Origin of the sequence: Planomonospora sp. ID82291 (genome assembly GCF_015711645.1) — a bacterium.
In the GTDB taxonomy this organism is placed as follows: Bacteria; Actinomycetota; Actinomycetes; order Streptosporangiales; family Streptosporangiaceae; genus Planomonospora.
In genome coordinates, this window is the sequence record NZ_JABTEX010000003.1 from 259,880 (window position 1) to 276,505 (window position 16,626).

Below are 16,626 nucleotides of genomic sequence, written 5' to 3' on the forward strand. Positions count from 1 at the left end.
AGGCCGCCGACGGCGCCGAACCGGCCGGTGCGCGCCGGACCGTCACCGCGCACCCACCCGGAACAGGCCGTGCGCACCGCCCTCGGCCTGGCGCATCGTGTGGTCGACCACCGGGTAGACGCCCGGCTCGGCGAAGACCAGCTCGGCGAACCCGCCCTGCGCCGGCGCCAGGTCCAGCACCTGCGCGCCCCCCGCGTCCCCGGCGCGCAGCAGGTAGGCGCCCTCCTTGTAGACGGTGTCGAACGGCGCCCCCACCACGTGCAGCGCCGTACCCGAGCTCGGTCCGGCCGCCACCGCCCAGATCCGCACCCGCTCGCCGGCCTTCGCCTGCAGCGGGGCGTGGTCGTAGCCGGCCGCGGTGCCGTTGAACATCCACCCGTCGGGCCGGCCCTCGCGCAACCTGGCGACCTGGGCGTCGCCGCCCGGCTCGCCCAGGTACAGCTCCCCCTGGACCAGCAGGAACTCGCGGTCCACCCGGGACAGGCCCGGCGGGTCGATGACGACCGCGCCGTACATGCCGGAGGCGATGTGCTGGGTCATCGGCATCGTCGAGCAGTGATACAGCCACGCCCCGGCGAAGTCCGCCCTGAACCGGTAGGTCAGCCGCTCACCCGGCTGAATCGTGCGCATCACCCCGTCGGGGGCGTTCGCCCCGGCGTGGAAGTCGATCCCGTGCCCCATGGTGCCGCCGTTGACGAACGTCACCGTGAACACGTCCCCGACCCTGCCGCGCAGCACCGGCCCGGGCACGGTCCCGTTGAACGTCCACATCCGCTGCCGCACCCCGGGCGCGACCTCCAGCACCGCGCGGTCGTCCACCCGGATCTCCACCTCGTGCGCGGTGCCGCCCGGCGCGGGCTTCAGCGCCGCGTCGTACGGCCTCCACCCGGGCGACATCGGCGCCCCCAGGTCCAGGCCGCCTCCCGCCGCGGCGCGGTCGGCCGCGGCGCCGTGCGCACCGTGCCCCGTCGCACCCGCGCCCGTGCCCGACGCGTCTGCACCGGCGCCCGTGCCCGCCGCAGCGCCGGCCGCGTCCGGAGCCGGACCGGCGAGCGCACCCACCGGCACGATCCGCAGCGTCATGCCCGCGGCGCGGTGCCCCGCCACGGTGCACCAGCCCTCGACCGGCCCGCCGAGCGGCGCCAGCGTCAGCACGGCGCTCTGCCCGGCCGCCAGCATCGGGGTGCGCTCCCCGGTGCCCAGGCGCAGGTCGTGCCGCTGGGCGTCGGTGTTGGTGACGCGCAGCGTCAGCACGGTGCCGGGCGCCGCCTCGATCACCGCCGGCCGCACCCGCATCCCCGACAGCGTCACCTCGACCGTCCTGGCGCCGGTGGCCGCGACCTGCGGAGCGGAGGCCGGAGCGCCGGTGACGGCGACCACGACCGCGGCGGCCGTCAGCAGGCACCCGGCGACCACCCCGGCCCGCGCGGGCGACGTCCACGCCGCCCCGGCCCGCCCGCCGTCCGGACCGCCGCCGTCCGGACCGCCGGATCCGGGCCGCGCCCGCTCGGCGGCCCGCACCAGCGCCAGCGCGGCCAGCGCGACGAACACCGCGACCGGCGCCAGCACCAGCGCCCAGCCCAGCACCTCCAGCGGCCGCGGCACCGGCAGCGCCAGCAGCGGCACCCCGGCGTTGAACGCCGCCAGCCGCACCGCCCAGCCCCGCTCCAGCAGCGCCGCGTTCTCCTTGAACCGCGCCGGACCGCCGCCCAGCACCGCCGGCAGCAGGTGCAGCAGCGACCCCAGCAGCACCTGGCCGACGAACCCCGCCACCACCAGCGGCAGCAGCGGCTCCAGCCCGGCCGCGACCTCGCCCGGCGCACGGCCCGCCACGACCACCACGTCCGCGGCCAGCGCCACCTCGAACCACACGACGCCGGCGCCCAGCATCCAGGCCGCCCCCGTGTGCGGACGGCGCGAGCGCACCGCCTCGGCCAGCGGCACCAGCGCCGCCAGCGCCCCGGCCGCGTACACCGCCAGCCCCACCGCCGCCACCACGCGCAGATCCGCCAGCAGCCCGCCCACCAGCAGCGCCAGCCCCGGCACCGCCAGCCGCAACCCGAGCACCGACGCCCGCCGGGTCCGCTCCGGCATCCGGGTGCGCAGCACCGTCGGCCACAGCGTGAACAGCGTCCCCACAACGGTCAGCCCCACCCAGCCCAGCAGGTTCACCTGGGCGTGCGCCGCCTGCAGCCGCTCGTACGCCGCGCCGCCCGCGACGTGCGCGGCCAGCAGCCCGCCCAGCGTGCCGCCGGCCGCCAGCGCCCCGGCCGCGCACACGTACCAGGCGATGACGTGGCCGAAGCGGCCCGGCAGCGCCCGCCGCGCCAGCCGCACCAGCGCCGCCGCGTGCCACACCACGACCCCCACCACCGCACCCGCCCCGCCGACCGCCACCGCCGCCGGACCGGCCGCCACGCCGTACAGCACGGCCAGCGCCCCGCCGTTCAGCAGCGCCAGCCGGGCCAGGCTCCCGCGCGGATCCGGCGTGCGGGCCCGCAGCAGCGCGACGGCGAAGTGCTCGCTCCAGATCAGGACCGCCGTGCTCACCGCACCCAGCAGGAAGACGTGGATCAGCAGCCAGCGCGGCGCCGGCAGCCCCTCCCCGGCCACCGCGACCGCGACCGTCGCCCCCAGCCACGCCACCACGAGCGCGTTGGCCCGCAGATGCCAGGGCGCGCGGCGGCGCCCCGCCCCCGGCGGAGGCCCCGGCTGCGCCGGCGGGCCCTTGTCGATCCGCACCTCGACCGATGCCACCTTCAGGTCACCTTCCCCTCGGCGCCCGGCGCGCCCGCAGCACCAGCGCGGCGGCGCACCCGGCGAACACCAGCAGAGCGATCTCGGCCCCCAGCCCGCCGGCCACGCGCACCGCCTGCTCGGCGGCCAGATCCCCGGCCACGCGCACCGCCACCGCCGCGTGCAGCAGCGCCGCCGGCACGTACAGCACCGGCCGGTACGGCAGGGCCACCCGCAGCACGGCGGGCAGGATCACCGGCGCGTGCGCGAACACCATCGACATGACGAACCCCAAGAACAGCGCGTGCAGCGCCGCGTCGTACAGGTACTCGCCGGCGGCCAGCCCGGTCGCCCCCCACAGCAGGCCGGCGACCGCCAGCCAGCCGTACCCGGCCAGCAGGCACACCGCCGCATACCGCGGCAGGCCGCTGCCGCGCACGGTGCGCCGCGCCACGTCGAACCAGGCCAGCCAGAGCGCCGTGGCCAGCAGGCCCGCCCCGGCCAGCCGCGTCCCCGCCTCGGGATGCCAGGCCGACCCCGCCGCGCCGGCGGCCAGCAGCGCCGCCGCCCCCGTCAGCGCCGCCGCCGCGCCGCGCCGCAGCACCGCCACGTGCGCCAGCTCCAGCCGCTCCCCGGCGATGGTCAGCACGTGGAAGGCCGCCAGCCAGCCCACCAGTTCCGCCACCGGCCGCCCGGCCAGCCACAGCAGCCCCCCGGCGTACCAGGCCAGCGCGCCGCCCAGCTGCAGCAGCGTCTCGCGGCCGACCCGCCGCCCCAGCAGCGCCAGGTAGATCCCGGCCAGCCAGCCCGCGGCGGCGGCCAGCGCCAGCCGGCCCGCCTGCTCGGCCCCCGCGACCAGGAGCACCGCGCCCAGCGCCGAGACCGCCGGTGCGATGTAGCCCCAGCGGCGGCGCAGCGCGACCGCACGCTCCAGGCAGATCAGCGTGCCCAGGAAGCCCGAGGCCATCAGCGGCCCGTGCTCGCGCGCCAGCGCCTCCGGTGCGGGGGTCTCGGGCAGCAGGAGCGCGAGACCCCCGTAGAGGCCGGCGAGCAGGGCGACAGCGGCGCCGGCCAGCATCGGAAGCCGCCCGGCGGCCGGGCGGAGCCGGGAGCGCGGGGCGGCGGCCGGCCCGGTGACCGGCGGACGGCCAGCGGAATGCGCCGTCGTCGGTTCTGTGGGCACGGCCGTATCTCTTCTGGTCGTCGTACGGAACGCCCTCCACACTAGGCGGCGGCCCCCGTCCCGGTCCCGGGCTCAAAGGCCGTCACCGCAAGGACCAAAGTCCCCTTCCGTCCCACTACGGGACTTTCAGCCCGGCCATCAGGGGCCTGTGGCCCTTCCCCCCACCCCACCCCCCGCCAAAAGCTCCTAAAAAGGGCGGACCCGGACCTCGGGCCCGCCGCCGCGCCCGAGGGAGAACCACGCATGAACCACCTGCCCGGACCGGCCACGGCACTGGTCGGCGCCGCCGGCGCCGCCGCGCTGACGGCCGGCGCCGTCATGACGGCCCTCGGCCTGCAGGCCAGGGGCCAGATCCGGGACGAACTCATCCGCCAGAAGATCACCTTCCCGGACAAGGGGCTGCCCGACGGCCTCACCGCATGCGCCGGCCGGCGCGTGCAGACCGGACCGCAGGCACGCGCCTTCGCCGACGTGATCGGCGGCAACGTCCGCAAGGCCACCCAGGGCCGCACCTACTCCGAGATCAGCGCCGACCTGCACGCCGCCGGCGGCCACGACGAGACCCTCGGCGCCCTGCGCCAGACCGCCTTCATGGGCGAGACCCTGCGCGCCTCGCTGATGACCGCCTACCAGGCCTGGCAGCTCACCTCCCTGACCGCCGGCCTGGGCGCGGTCCTCATGGGCACCGGCGGCGCCTTCCTCACCCTGAGCGCCGTCCTGCACTCCAGCGACCGGACACCCCGCCGCTGAACCGCCGCCGGACCGCCGCCGGCCACCCCGCGGCCCGCCGGACACGCACCCCGCCCCGACAGGCCCGCAGACACCCGACGGACCGGGCCCCGCCCGCGCGTGTGACCGCCGACCCCGCCACCGGGGACTTTGGTCACTACGCCGCGCAGGACCCGGCCCGTTTGAATCATGTCCATGCCCCGACGGGGCGCCCGCCGCCCGCGCCGACCAGGAGGTCCCCGCCGTGACGATCGCCGAGAACGCCCCGCCGAGGACCGCGCCGAAAACCCCCCGCCCCCTCCTCATCCAGGGCGGCATGGGCGTCGGCGTGTCCGGCTGGCGCCTGGCGCGGGCCGTGGCCCGCACCGGACAGCTCGGCGTGGTCTCCGGCGTCGCCCTGGACGTCGTGCTGGCCCGCCGACTGCAGCAGGGCGACCCCGGCGGCGACCTGCGCCGCGCCCTGGCCGCCTTCCCCTTCCCCGACATCGCCGCCCGCATCCTGCAGCGCTACCACGTGCCCGGCGGCCTGGCCCCCGGACGCCCCTACCGGCCCGTCCCCAAACTCGGCCTGCGCCCCCACCCGCACCGCACCGAACTCACCGTGGCCGCCAACTTCGCCGAGGTCTTCCTGGCCCGCGAAGGCCACGACGGACCCATCGGCGTCAACTACCTGGAAAAGATCCAGATGGCCACCCCCGCCGCCGTCTACGGCGCACTGCTGGCCGGCGTCGACTACGTCCTCATGGGCGCGGGCATCCCCTCGGAGATCCCCCGGCTGCTCGACACGCTCGCCGCCCACCGCCCCGCCGAGATCACCGTCACGGTCGCCGGCGCCGAATCCGACCGGCGCCACACCACCGGCATCGACCCCGCCGACCTGCACGGCGCCACCCGGCCCGCCCCCCTCAAACGCCCCGACCTGCTGGCCATCGTCTCCTCCGACGTGCTGGCCGCCTACCTCGCGCGGCGCCCCGAGACCCGGCCCGACGGATTCATCATCGAAGGCCCCGCCGCCGGCGGCCACAGCGCCCCGCCCCGCGGCCGGCTGCGCCTCGACGAGACCGGCCAACCCCTGTACGGACCCCGCGACCACCCCGACACCGGCAAGATCGCCGCCCTCGGGCTGCCGTTCTGGCTCGCCGGCGGCTACGCCGGCCCCGAAGGCCTCCAACGCGCCCTGCAGTCCGGCGCCACCGGCGTCCAGGTCGGCACCGCCTTCGCCCTGTGCCGCGAATCCGGCCTGGACGAGCACCTGCGCCGCCGCCTGCTCACCGGCGCCGCCGACGGCACCCTGACCGTCCGCAACGACCCCGACGCCTCCCCGGCCGGCTTCCCCTTCAAAGTCGCCGACCTGCCCGGCACCGCCGCCGCCGCCGACGTCTACACCACCCGGCCGCGCCTGTGCGACCTGGGCCACCTGCGCACGCCGTACCTCAAGACCGACGGCACCGTCGGCTACCGCTGCCCCGCCGAACCCGTCGCCACCTACGTCCGCAAGGACCGCCCGGAAAGCGACACCACCGGCCGCAGATGCCTGTGCAACGGCCTGGTCAGCGCCATCGGCCTGGCCCAGCACCGCCCCGACGGCTACACCGAACCACCGCTGCTCACCCTCGGCCAGGACCTCGCCTTCCTGGCCGACCTGCCCGCCGACCACACCGCCGCCGACGTCGTCGCCGGCCTCCTCGGCACCCGCCGAGCCGAAAGGACCGCCCCGTGAACCACCGCCCGCTGCGGTCCGTCCGCCGCGACACCGCCGCAGCCCCGTTCATCGTGATCTGGGAGGCGACCCGCGCCTGCCCCCTGGCCTGCCGCCACTGCCGCGCCGAGGCCCGCCCCGACCGCGACCCCGCCGAGCTGACCACCGACGAGGCCACCGACCTGATGCGCCAGATCACCGCCTTCGGCCGGCCCTCCCCGCTGTTCATCATCACCGGAGGCGACCCCTTCTCCCGCCCCGACCTGTACGAACTGATCGCCCGCGCCCGCGCACTCGGCCTGCCCCCGGCCGTCTCCCCATCGGCCACCCCCGCCCTGACCCCCGAGAACCTGACCCGCCTGTACCGGGCCGGCACCTCGGTCATCTCCCTCAGCCTGGACGGCGCCACCGCCGCCGCCCACGACGAGTTCCGCGGCTTCGGCGGCGTCTTCGGCCGCACCCTGCAGGCCTGGCAGGCCGCCCGCGACACCGGCCTCAAAGTGCAGATCAACACCACCGTGACCCGCACCAACCTGCTGGACCTGCCCGACATCGCCCGCCTGGTCCGCGAATACGGCGCCCTGACGTGGAGCGCGTTCCTGCTCATCCCGACCGGCCGCGGACGCGCGCTCAACTCCCTGACCGCCGCCGAGACCGAGGACGTGCTCAACTTCGTCTACGACATCGGCCGCACCGTCCCCGTCAAGACCACCGAGGCCCACCACTTCCGCCGCGTCGCCCTGCAACGCCACATCCTGGCGGCCCGCGGCGCCGACCACGAGCGGATCCTCGGCCTCGGACCGCTCTACCGCGACCTGCGCCGCCGCGCCGAGGAGCACGGCCTCATCGGCGCCGACCGCACCCGCAGGCCGCCCATCGACGTCAACGCCGGCCGCGGCCTGGTGTTCGTCTCCCACACCGGCGAGGTGTCGCCCTCCGGATTCCTGCCGCTGCCGGCCGGCAACGTCCGCGACCGCCCGCTGACCGCCATCTACCGCGACTCGGAGGTCTTCACCTCCCTGCGCGACCCCGCCCGGCTGGGCGGCCGGTGCGGCGCCTGCGAGTTCGCCGCCGTCTGCGGCGGCTCACGCTCGCGCGCGTTCGCCGTCACCGGCGACGCCCTGGCCGAGGAGCCCTGGTGCGGCTATGCGCCCGGCAGCTTCCCCTACGCCGAGGACCTGGCGGCACTGCTTTGACGTCCTCCTCCGCCTGAAGACGGGGGATTCCAACGGCAACCACCCCGCAAGGAGGAGGCCGCGTTGAGGTTCGCGGTTCACCGGCCCGCCCAACGGCGAGCCTCCCCGCGCAGCCACCGTGCGCCCCACGGCGGTGTCCCGGAGGTTGCAGGCCGCGTTCACGTCGGCGTCGGTCCGATGCCCGCAGGCGCGACACCGGAACACCGCTTGGCTCTCGCGGTTGTCCGGGGCGCGGTGCCCGCAGGCGTTGCAGGTCTGCGACGTGTACGCGGGGTTGATCTTGACGACGCGTCCGGGGGCCTTGTCCTCCAGGCGGGTCACGAGCCGCCCCCATCCGGCGGCGAGAATCGACCGGTTCAGCCCTGCTTTCTGGCGGACGTTCGTTCCCGGCTGCTCGACGGTGCCCTTCGCCGACCGGGTCATGTTCCGGATCCTCAGGTCTTCGACGGCGATGACGTCGAAGCGGCGCGCCAGATCGGTGGAGGTCTTCTCCACCCAGTCCCTGCGCCGGTCGCTCTGGCGGGCCTTCAGCTTCGCGAGGGCGGCCTTGACCTCGGCCCGCCGGTGGGAGCCGCAGCGGGCGCGGGCGAGTTTCCGCTCAAGCCGCAGCAGCCGCCTGGCCTCGGGCTCGCGCAGCCCGGGAGCGGTCAGCAGTTCCCCGGTCGACAGCGCCGCCGAGGCGGCCACGCCCCGGTCCACGCCGACGGCCTCACCCGTTGCGGGCGCGGGCACCGACTTCGGGACGGCGGCGAACGCGACATGCCAGCGTCCAGCGCTGTCGCGGGTGATCCGGTAGGACTTCACCCCGTCGGGCACGGCGCGGGACCAGCGGAACCGCACCCAGCCGACCTTCGGGATCTTCACCTCGCCGGTGTTGCGCGACAGGCGCCGCACATGGCCGGGTTCGACGGCGACGATGCGGAACCCCTCACTCCGGCCGCGTCTGCGCCACGTCGGGCGCCGGTGGGTGCCGCCGAAGAAGTTCGCCATGGCCTGGGCGAAGTCCTTGAGGGCCTGCTGCTGCACGACGATCGACCCGGCGGCCAGCCAGCCGAAGGCCGCTCGCGCTTCGGTGAGCTGGCGGCACTGCTCGGCGAACCCCGGCGCGCGCTTGCGGCCCGGCTTCCAGTGGGCGTGCTGCTCGACGGCGAGGTTCCATATGAACCTGGCGTGCGCGCAGTGCTCCGCCAGCGCCGCTTCCTGGGCGGGGGTGGGGGAGAGCCGGTACCGGGACATGCCATCAATTTACCATCGGAGAGATGGGTCGTGGCGGGTATTCTGCCGACATGAAACAGATCACGTTGCGGCTTCCCGACGACCTTCACGCACGACTCAAGGAGTTGGCCGAACATGAATACCGATCCCTGCACGCGCAGGTGCTGCACATCGTGCAGCAGGCCGTCCCGGCTCCGCCGGACCGTCCCTGACGGGACGCCCATTCCTCCCCGGCCTGAAGGCCGAGGCATCCTGGGCGGACTGAGGTGATGCGCGCCCGGCCCGGACACGCGCTCGTCCCCCGGCCCGCCGTCGAGGCGGTCCGGGGGACGAGCGAATCCACCGCGGCCGGGCCCGGCCCTACTGATCGACGCCCTACTGATCGATGCGCCGGCCCGACACCTGCTCGGCGGCGATGACGACGAAATGGTCACGCGTTCCCGGCGCCCACGGCGTCAACGGCAACGCGGCCAGCCGGACGACCTCGGCCGGATCCTCCACCGCCCGGGCGTGCCCCACCACCGTCACCGACCACCCGGTGCGCATGACCGGGTCGAACTCGTCGACCTCGAAGGCCACGACGGTCTGGCGGGTGGCGGCGGCCAGCTTGGAGCCGACCGTCGTACGGATCACGATCTCCTCGCCGTCGAGGCAGAAGTTGACCGGCTGCACCGCCGGCAGGGCACGGTCGGTGAACACGATCCGCCCGATCGGGCATGAGCCCAGCAGGCTCATGCACTCCTCGTAGGAGAGCACCTGCAGGCCGGCCGAGTCCAGTCTCATGCCCACAGCCTGCCACAGTCCCGACCTGCACGGTTAGGGGCGAAAGTCCCTTGGCCGCCGCCGGAGGCCCCGCCCGCACCCGGCCGGGCGGAGCACGGCCCCTCCAGAAAACGCCCCTGGACCGGCCCGACGGAACCGACGAACATTCTTGATCGCGAAAGGACCTTCTCCCCTAGATGATCAAGAGAAAAGAGGGAACTGTCATCCCCATGGAGAAACTGCAGCGAATCGACGCCTACTGGCGAGCCGCCAACTACCTGTCCGTCGGACAGATCTACTTGCTGGACAACCCCCTGCTGACCGAGCCCCTCGCACCCGAGCACATCAAACCCCGCCTACTCGGACACTGGGGCACCACACCCGGACTGAACTTCTGCTTCGCCCACCTCAACCGGATCATCTCCGAACGCGACCAAGAGATGATCTACATCGCCGGCCCCGGCCACGGCGGCCCCGCCGCGGTCGCTCACGCCTGGCTCGAAGGCTCCTACACCGAGAAATACCCCGAGATCACCCAAGATGCTCCAGGAATGCGGAAACTGTTCCGCCAGTTCTCCTTCCCCGGAGGCATCCCCAGCCACGTCGCCCCGGAGACCCCCGGCTCCATCCACGAAGGCGGCGAACTCGGCTACGCCCTCGCCCACGCCTACGGCGCCGCCTTCGACAACCCCGGCCTCGTCGTCGCCTGCATCGTCGGAGACGGCGAAGCAGAGACCGGACCACTGGCCGCCAGCTGGCACTCCAACAAGTTCCTCGACCCCCAGCGCGACGGCGTCGTCCTGCCCATCCTCCACCTCAACGGCTACAAGATCGCCAACCCGACGGTCCTGGCCCGCATCCCCGAAGAAGAGCTCGTCAAGCTCATGGAGGGCTACGGCTACCGCCCCCACATCATCTCCGGCGACGACCCCGCCACCATGCACGAACTGACCGCCCGCACCCTCGACACGGTCTTCGACCAGATCGCCGAATTCAAGAACGGCCAGGCCGCCCGCCTGCCGATGATCATCCTCAGGACCCCCAAGGGTTGGACCGGCCCCCGCGAGGTCGACGGCCTGCCCGTCGAAGGCACCTGGCGCTCCCACCAGGTCCCGCTCGCCAACGTCCGCGGCAACGACGAATACCAGCGCATGCTGGAAGAGTGGATGCGCTCCTACCGGCCCGAAGAGCTCTTCGACGCCGACGGCCGCCCCAAGCCCGAGATCCTGCAGACCGTACCCGCCGGACCGCGCCGCATGAGCGCCAGCCCCCACGCCAACGGCGGCGAGATCCTCCGCCCCCTGGCCCTGCCCGACTTCCGCGACTACGCCATCGAGGTCAAGGCGCCGGCCGCCCAGCACAGCGAGCCCACCCGCGCCCTCGGCGCCTTCCTGCGCGACATCATCACCGCCAACCCCCAGACCTTCCGCCTCATGGGGCCCGACGAGACCGCCTCCAACCGGCTCGGCGCCGTCTTCGAGGCCACCGACCGCACCTGGAACGCCGAGATCGTGCCCGGCGACGACAACCTCGCCGCCGGCGGCCGCGTCATGGAGGTCCTCAGCGAACACCTCTGCCAGGGCTGGCTCGAAGGCTACCTGCTGACCGGCCGCCACGGCCTGTTCAACTGCTACGAAGCCTTCATCCACATCATCGACGCCATGTTCAACCAGCACGCCAAGTGGCTCGACGCCTGCGACGACATCCCCTGGCGCCGTCCCATCGCCTCACTCAACTACCTGCTCTCCTCCCACGTCTGGCGCCAGGACCACAACGGCTTCAGCCACCAGGACCCCGGCTTCCTCGACGTCGTGGTCAACAAGAAAGCCGACGTCGTCCGCGTCTACCTGCCGCCGGACGCCAACACCCTGCTCTCCGTCGGCGACCACTGCCTGCGCTCCCACGACTACGTCAACGTCGTCGTCGCCGGCAAGCAGCCCGTCCTGGACCTGTTCACCATGGACGAGGCCATCGCCCACTGCACCCGCGGCCTGGGCATCATCGAATGGGCCAGCAACGACGGCGGCACCGACCCCGACGTCGTCCTGGCCTGCGCCGGAGACGTCCCCACCCTGGAGACCCTCGCCGCCGCCGCCCTCCTGCGCGAGCACCTGCCCGAACTGAAGGTCCGCGTCATCAACGTCGTCGACCTCATGCGCCTGCAGCCCCCCAGCGAGCACCCCCACGGCATGTCCGACGCCCAGTTCGACGCCCTGTTCACCGCCGACAAGCCCGTCATCTTCGACTTCCACGGCTACCCCTGGCTCATCCACCGCCTCACCTACCGCCGCAACGGCCACAACAACATCCACGTCCGCGGCTACAAGGAGGAGGGCACCACCACCACCCCCTTCGACATGGCCATGCTCAACGACATCGACCGCTACCACCTGGTCATGGACGTCATCGACCGGGTCCCCGGCCTGGGCACCCGCGCCGCCCACCTGCGCCAGCAGATGTCCGACGCCCGCCTGCACGCCCGCGCCTACACCCGCGAGTACGGCGAAGACGTCCCCGAGATCCGCGACTGGGTCTGGAACCACTGATCGCCCCTCACGGGCCCGGCCGATCCGCACCCGGGCCCACCAGGGCACACCCCGGCCGCGGGAGGACACCCCTCCCGCGGCCGGCCCCTTTTCCGGCGGCGGACCACCGCTTCCCAACCACCCCACCAGGCACGATCATGGGGGAGAGGAGCACCCGGACCACCCCGCCGGACAGGCCCGGCCCACCGGAAAGGACCAGCCACGATGGACCTCATGAGACTGGCCGAACAAGCCCGCGACACCACCGCCGTCAACCGCGTGTTCGGCGAACCCGTCACCCGCGACGGCGTCACGGTCATCCCCGTGGCCAAGATCGCCGGCGGCGGGGGAGGGGGATGGGGCGCCGGACGGCAGACCGGCACCCGCCCCGGCAACGACACCGGCAACGACACCGGTGAAGGCGGAGGCGGCGGATTCGGCCTCGGCGCCGCCCCCGCCGGAGTGTTCGTCATCAAGGACGGCGACGTCCGCTGGCAGCCCGCCCTCGACGTCAACCGCATCGTCCTCGGCGCCCAGATCGTCGGCGTGGTCCTGCTCCTGACCATCCGCACCGTCACCCGCCTGCTCACCCGCCGCCGCACCAGACGCTGACCACCCCGCCCGCACCGGGGCGGCCCGCCCGGCGGCCGGAACCCCCGGCCGCCCTTCCCCGAACACCGCCACGACACCGCCGGCCCCCGCCACCCGGAACCTCCCGCCCGACCGACGCCCCGAGGGCGAAAGTCCCGCCGACCGGGGACTTCGGGACAAGGGCCCCATGCCGTACGCCTCTGCGGATCCCCGGACCCGAACCGATGTACTGGGTGACGTAACCGAGAGACGAACGCCCGGCAAGGGAACCCGCAAGGAGACGATCATGGCCATCATCGAAGGAAGCGCCCCGGTCACCGGACGCCACACCACCGCCGCGACCACCACCCCGGCCGCCGCGCTCACCCCCCGCACCCCCGCCGCCTACGCCTTCGGGGTCGCCCGCATCGCGCTGGGCTGGGTCTTCCTGTGGGCCTTCGTCGACAAGATGTTCGGCCTCGGCTTCGCCACCCCCGCCGCCAAGGCGGTCGTCAACGGCGGCAGCCCCACCACCGGCTTCCTCAAGGGCACCGGAGAGAACGCCCTCGGCGGCTTCTTCGGCACCCTGGCCGGCCAGGCCTGGGTCGACTGGCTGTTCATGACCGGCCTGCTGGGCATCGGCCTGGCCCTCATCGCCGGCGCCGGCCTGCGCATCGCCGCCGCCAGCGGCACCGCGATGATGCTCCTGATGTGGGCCGCCGAACTGCCCCTGACCACCAACCCCTTCATGGACGACCACATCGTCTACGCCATCGTCATGATCGCCCTGGCCCTGGCGAGCGCCGGCGACACCCTCGGCCTCGGCGCCTGGTGGGGCAAGACCGCCCTGGTCAAGCGGCTCCCCATCCTGAAGTGACCGCCCGCACGCAAAGCGCCCGCCCTCCCTGACCCGGAGGACGGGCGCTTTCCGCGTCCCCGCCCCCGCAAGGCCCCGCCCCCGCAAGGCCCTTCGCCCCCGACCGCGCAGGCCCTCGGCCCCTACAGCGCCCCACCCGCCGGCGAGACGCTGAAAACACCCGGACGGAGGCGGCACACCCCGCACACGCCCCCGCCGCAGAGAGCACCGAGACGGAAAAAGGAGACCGATCCCCATGCGCGCACTCGTGGTCTTCGAATCGATGTTCGGCAACACCCAGACGATCGCCGAAGCGATCGCCCAAGGCCTCACCACCCGCATGGACGTCGAACTGGCCGAAGTCGCCGACGCACCGACGGCCATCGCCGACGACGTGGACCTGATCGTCGTCGGCGGCCCCACCCACGCCTTCAGCATGAGCCGACCCGCCACCCGCCAGTCGGCCGCCGAACAGGCGCCCGACGGACTGGTCTCCAAAGGACAGGGACTGCGCGAATGGCTCGCCTCCCTCGACGGACGTCCCGCCCACACGACGGCCGCCGCCTTCGACACCCGCGTCAAGAACCCCTGGGTCCCCGGCTCGGCCGCGCGCGGCGCCGCCAAACACCTGCGCAGACACGGCTTCCCCATCGTCACCGAGGCGCACAGCTTCTACGTGGCGGGCACCTCCGGCCCGCTGCTGGAGGGGGAGGCCGAACGCGCCCGCAACTGGGGCGCCGAACTCGGCGCAGCCCTCCTCGCCGCCACGCGCTGAGCGCGGCTCAGATCTCGACGCCGCGGCGGAGCATCCGCCAGACCCTCTCGGCGATCTGCGTCCGCTCGGCCGCGACGGGGACCTCGGCCAGGAGGAGGGCCAGCATGCCGACGGCCAGAAGCAGATCGTCGGTCGTCACCTCCGCCCGCACGCGGCCCGCGCGCTGGGCCTCGGCGAGCCCCGCCTCCAGAAGCCTCCCCACGCGCTCGCGCAGGCCGAGGATCCGCGGATCAGGCTGCGGCGGAACGCTGACCAGGCGGATGAACGTGGTCGAGGCGATCGTCTGCTCGGTGACCAGGGCCAGCACCTCGTCCAAGGAGGTCCCGGGTTCGGCGGCCAGCGCCTCCAGCTCGGCGATGCTGTCTTCGAAGACGGCCAGGACGAGACTGAGGCGATCGGGGAAATGCCGGTAGAGGCTGCCCTGCCCGACCCCTGCCGCCCGCGCGACATCGGTGAGCGAGGTGTCGTATCCGGAGACGGCGAAGGCCTCGCGAGCCGCCGCGATCAGCGCCGCCCGGTTGTGCGCCGCGGCTTTCGGTCCTCGGTTGGGTCGGCGGGCGGCGGTCACAACGGACATGATACCGACCGGACGCATGAGTCCGGTCGGGGGCGGGGCCCTGCGCACCCGGCGAAGGCGCCTCCGGCCCCCGGCGGCGGACAGGCCGCGCCGCCGTCGTCCAGGCCCGGCGCCCCGCCGTGCACGGGGGGAGAGGCCGTGCATGCCGGAGACGCGTCCCCGGCCGGGCGACGGCCGTACGGGATGACAAAAGGGTCTTTCATCCTTATACCAAACAGAATTCAGCTTCTGTCTGGTATAAGGATGAAAAGGGCGAAATCCGCCTCACCGGGGCCGGCGCAGCCACCGCAGAGCCGCGTCGGCGCAGTCTTCGGGGCCGGTGTTGAAGGCGATGGCCGCCCCGGGCGCGTGCCGCCGCACCAGGTTGACCACCTCCTCGAAGAGTTCGAGCAGCGATTCCTCTTTGCGGATGCCGCCACCGATCACCACACAGGCATGGTCCGCGCGGGTCAGCGCCTCCGTGATCACCCCTTCGGGATCCTCGTCGAGCGCCACCAGGCACCAGTCGGCATCGATCCCGTGATCGTCGAAACGGGCCCGGCCGCGTGCCATCGCCGCCTGGACCGGCTCCGGGTCCCAGCCCTGGATCTTGGCGGGATCGAGACCGATCACCAGTACCCGTGCCGCTGTCACGCGTCCTCCTCGCGGGACGTCCCTACGCCCGGCCGACGGCGCCGCCGACCGGAGTGATGCCACGTTATCCCGGCCTCGCCGCAGGCGCGCTCCGGGACGTCGCGCACGGAGCGGCGCCTCGACCGCCATCCGGTCGGAGCCACGTTTGATGCATAATTTTACTTATGCTGCATTCGCGGTGCGCTCCCCCTCGGCGTACCGGGCACCTCGAGGACCGCGGCGGTGGCCCGTCGTACGAGATCGCCCTGCTCAGGCTTCCGACTGCTCAGGCTTCCGAAGGCCGGGGCGGGATGTCCTCCGGTGACGGCCGGGTGAGCCTGTCCGGGATACCGAAGTCCCAGTGCTCGCTGGTCATCGAGATGAGCCCCTGCGGGGTGCGCCAGCTGCGCGGCGTGATGACGCGGGAACGGACGCGCCACGGGCGGTCGTCCGCGGTGAGCCACAGTTCCCACGTCATCTGGTCGGTACTGTGCAGTTCCAGGTATCGATGCAGCTCGGCGGCCATCGGGTCCTCCTGCTGGGCGGACGGCCGCAGCAGGAACACATGGCGGCGCAACCGCTCCCCGTCCCGCTTCTCCGGGGTGACGGACCGCAGTCGGCCCAGTCGCTCGATCATGGTGATGGCCGGGTGCAACCCGTGGTTGGTGCACCCCGGAAGGCTGTCGGCCCATATCCATCGCTCACCCGTTGCGCGCGGCCCAGCCCCGCACGGCTCAGTTCCAGGCGGCCGGTAGTAGATCTCTGTGCCGATCCGCAGGATGTCCATGCACCCGTCCTCGATCGTCTCCACGCTCCGCTCGAGATCGTTGGCGAAGTCCGTGACGCCCAGGATGCGTAGGACGGTGTCGCGGTTGTGATCGTCCCTCACGATGGTGTGCGCGGTCCTGGCGGTGCCGAGCCCCCTCCAGATCCGCTGGAGGTCCGGGGGCGGGCCGAGCGGTGGGCGGCGTGCGGTCAGCAGGCGGCGGAGTCGCGACATGCGCCGCAGCATATTCCCGCGACCTGCAAGGGGATACGGGCGGACATCACCGGCCGGGCGGTGCGGAGGCCGGCGCCGGCCGGTGGACACTACCCGGCGGGGCGGTCGATCCCGAAGGACCGGCGGACGCCCTGGTCCGGGAGATGCGGGAGGAGCTCGGCTGTCGAGGTGCCCGGGGGGCATAATTCTGC

At 73.6% G+C, this 16,626-nt stretch carries 16 protein-coding genes; 9 read left to right on the forward strand and 7 right to left on the reverse strand.

The genetic code is table 11. The annotated features are described in order from the left end of the window. Positions 1 to 42: 42 nt before the first annotated feature. Both HS045_RS20440 and HS045_RS20445 read right to left on the reverse strand, forming a co-directional pair. Complete coding sequence (locus tag HS045_RS20440) at positions 43 to 2,757, reverse strand: multicopper oxidase domain-containing protein (RefSeq protein WP_196453063.1); 2,715 nt, start codon at positions 2,755 to 2,757, stop codon at positions 43 to 45. 7 nt (positions 2,758 to 2,764) lie between these two features. After that, on the reverse strand, positions 2,765 to 3,919 hold the full coding sequence (locus HS045_RS20445) for a hypothetical protein (protein WP_196453064.1): 1,155 nt from the start codon (positions 3,917 to 3,919) through the stop codon (positions 2,765 to 2,767). 243 nt (positions 3,920 to 4,162) lie between these two features. Here HS045_RS20445 and HS045_RS20450 point away from each other — a divergent pair, with 243 nt between their 5' ends. From HS045_RS20450 to HS045_RS20460, 3 genes are all read left to right on the forward strand, one after another. Continuing rightward, a complete protein-coding gene (locus HS045_RS20450; protein ID WP_196453065.1) occupies positions 4,163 to 4,669 on the forward strand; it encodes a hypothetical protein in 507 nt (168 codons plus the stop codon). A gap of 223 nt (positions 4,670 to 4,892) precedes the next feature. Further along, on the forward strand, positions 4,893 to 6,368 hold the full coding sequence (locus HS045_RS20455; protein WP_307827620.1) for a nitronate monooxygenase: 1,476 nt from the start codon (positions 4,893 to 4,895) through the stop codon (positions 6,366 to 6,368). Further along, positions 6,365 to 7,543 (forward strand): TIGR04053 family radical SAM/SPASM domain-containing protein, encoded by a 1,179-nt coding sequence (locus tag HS045_RS20460; RefSeq protein WP_196453066.1) that lies wholly within the window; start codon positions 6,365 to 6,367, stop codon positions 7,541 to 7,543. The genes HS045_RS20455 and HS045_RS20460 overlap by 4 nt, the downstream gene beginning before the upstream one ends. On the opposite strand, the gene HS045_RS20465 is transcribed toward HS045_RS20460, so the two are convergent. After that, positions 7,433 to 8,779, reverse strand: a complete 1,347-nt coding sequence (locus tag HS045_RS20465; RefSeq protein WP_196453067.1) for an RNA-guided endonuclease TnpB family protein — start codon at positions 8,777 to 8,779, stop codon at positions 7,433 to 7,435. The genes HS045_RS20460 and HS045_RS20465 overlap by 111 nt on opposite strands. A 50-nt stretch (positions 8,780 to 8,829) precedes the next feature. On the opposite strand from HS045_RS20465, the gene HS045_RS20470 reads away from it, so the two are divergent. Continuing rightward, positions 8,830 to 8,970: an Arc family DNA-binding protein gene (locus HS045_RS20470; protein ID WP_196453068.1), complete on the forward strand. Its 141-nt coding sequence runs from the start codon at positions 8,830 to 8,832 to the stop codon at positions 8,968 to 8,970. A 163-nt stretch (positions 8,971 to 9,133) separates the two neighbouring features. Here the strand turns inward: HS045_RS20470 and HS045_RS20475 are convergent, their stop codons facing one another. After that, the gene (locus HS045_RS20475; protein WP_196453069.1) at positions 9,134 to 9,541 is read right to left on the reverse strand and encodes a pyridoxamine 5'-phosphate oxidase family protein; all 408 of its coding nucleotides are present in this window, start codon (positions 9,539 to 9,541) and stop codon (positions 9,134 to 9,136) included. A 209-nt stretch (positions 9,542 to 9,750) separates the two neighbouring features. On the opposite strand from HS045_RS20475, the gene HS045_RS20480 reads away from it, so the two are divergent. The 4 genes from HS045_RS20480 (at position 9,751) to HS045_RS20495 (ending at position 14,246) form a co-directional block, all read left to right on the forward strand. Next, complete coding sequence (locus HS045_RS20480) at positions 9,751 to 12,066, forward strand: phosphoketolase family protein (RefSeq protein WP_196453070.1); 2,316 nt, start codon at positions 9,751 to 9,753, stop codon at positions 12,064 to 12,066. A gap of 204 nt (positions 12,067 to 12,270) precedes the next feature. Then, the gene (locus tag HS045_RS20485; protein WP_196453071.1) at positions 12,271 to 12,657 is read left to right on the forward strand and encodes a spore germination protein GerW family protein; all 387 of its coding nucleotides are present in this window, start codon (positions 12,271 to 12,273) and stop codon (positions 12,655 to 12,657) included. A 265-nt stretch (positions 12,658 to 12,922) separates the two neighbouring features. After that, positions 12,923 to 13,492, forward strand: coding sequence for a hypothetical protein (locus tag HS045_RS20490; RefSeq protein ID WP_230884504.1), 570 nt, complete (start codon positions 12,923 to 12,925; stop codon positions 13,490 to 13,492). A gap of 235 nt (positions 13,493 to 13,727) precedes the next feature. Then, a complete protein-coding gene (locus HS045_RS20495; protein ID WP_196453072.1) occupies positions 13,728 to 14,246 on the forward strand; it encodes a flavodoxin domain-containing protein in 519 nt (172 codons plus the stop codon). A gap of 7 nt (positions 14,247 to 14,253) precedes the next feature. Here the strand turns inward: HS045_RS20495 and HS045_RS20500 are convergent, their stop codons facing one another. From HS045_RS20500 to HS045_RS20510, 3 genes are all read right to left on the reverse strand, one after another. After that, positions 14,254 to 14,823: a TetR/AcrR family transcriptional regulator gene (locus HS045_RS20500; protein ID WP_230884505.1), complete on the reverse strand. Its 570-nt coding sequence runs from the start codon at positions 14,821 to 14,823 to the stop codon at positions 14,254 to 14,256. Positions 14,824 to 15,087: 264 nt separating this feature from the next. Continuing rightward, positions 15,088 to 15,456 (reverse strand): hypothetical protein, encoded by a 369-nt coding sequence (locus tag HS045_RS20505; RefSeq protein ID WP_196453073.1) that lies wholly within the window; start codon positions 15,454 to 15,456, stop codon positions 15,088 to 15,090. A gap of 265 nt (positions 15,457 to 15,721) precedes the next feature. Next, positions 15,722 to 16,435, reverse strand: coding sequence for a hypothetical protein (locus HS045_RS20510; RefSeq protein ID WP_196453074.1), 714 nt, complete (start codon positions 16,433 to 16,435; stop codon positions 15,722 to 15,724). Between HS045_RS20510 and HS045_RS36430 the strand changes: the two genes are divergently transcribed. Further along, on the forward strand, positions 16,405 to 16,620 hold the full coding sequence (locus HS045_RS36430; protein ID WP_374191396.1) for an NUDIX domain-containing protein: 216 nt from the start codon (positions 16,405 to 16,407) through the stop codon (positions 16,618 to 16,620). The genes HS045_RS20510 and HS045_RS36430 overlap by 31 nt on opposite strands. The last annotated feature ends 6 nt before the right edge of the window (positions 16,621 to 16,626 follow it).

Bases quoted from the DNA above. Each gene is read 5' to 3' on its own strand.
- HS045_RS20465 (WP_196453067.1), bottom strand. From the start codon at position 8,779: ATGTCCCGGTACCGGCTCTCCCCCACCCCCGCCCAGGAAGCGGCGCTG.
- HS045_RS20480 (WP_196453070.1), top strand. From the start codon at position 9,751: ATGGAGAAACTGCAGCGAATCGACGCCTACTGGCGAGCCGCCAACTAC.
- HS045_RS20475 (WP_196453069.1), bottom strand. From the start codon at position 9,541: ATGAGACTGGACTCGGCCGGCCTGCAGGTGCTCTCCTACGAGGAGTGC.
- HS045_RS20470 (WP_196453068.1), top strand. From the start codon at position 8,830: ATGAAACAGATCACGTTGCGGCTTCCCGACGACCTTCACGCACGACTC.
- HS045_RS20490 (WP_230884504.1), top strand. From the start codon at position 12,923: ATGGCCATCATCGAAGGAAGCGCCCCGGTCACCGGACGCCACACCACC.
- HS045_RS20485 (WP_196453071.1), top strand. From the start codon at position 12,271: ATGGACCTCATGAGACTGGCCGAACAAGCCCGCGACACCACCGCCGTC.
- HS045_RS20495 (WP_196453072.1), top strand. From the start codon at position 13,728: ATGCGCGCACTCGTGGTCTTCGAATCGATGTTCGGCAACACCCAGACG.
- HS045_RS20500 (WP_230884505.1), bottom strand. From the start codon at position 14,823: ATGTCCGTTGTGACCGCCGCCCGCCGACCCAACCGAGGACCGAAAGCC.
- HS045_RS20450 (WP_196453065.1), top strand. From the start codon at position 4,163: ATGAACCACCTGCCCGGACCGGCCACGGCACTGGTCGGCGCCGCCGGC.
- HS045_RS20510 (WP_196453074.1), bottom strand. From the start codon at position 16,435: ATGTCGCGACTCCGCCGCCTGCTGACCGCACGCCGCCCACCGCTCGGC.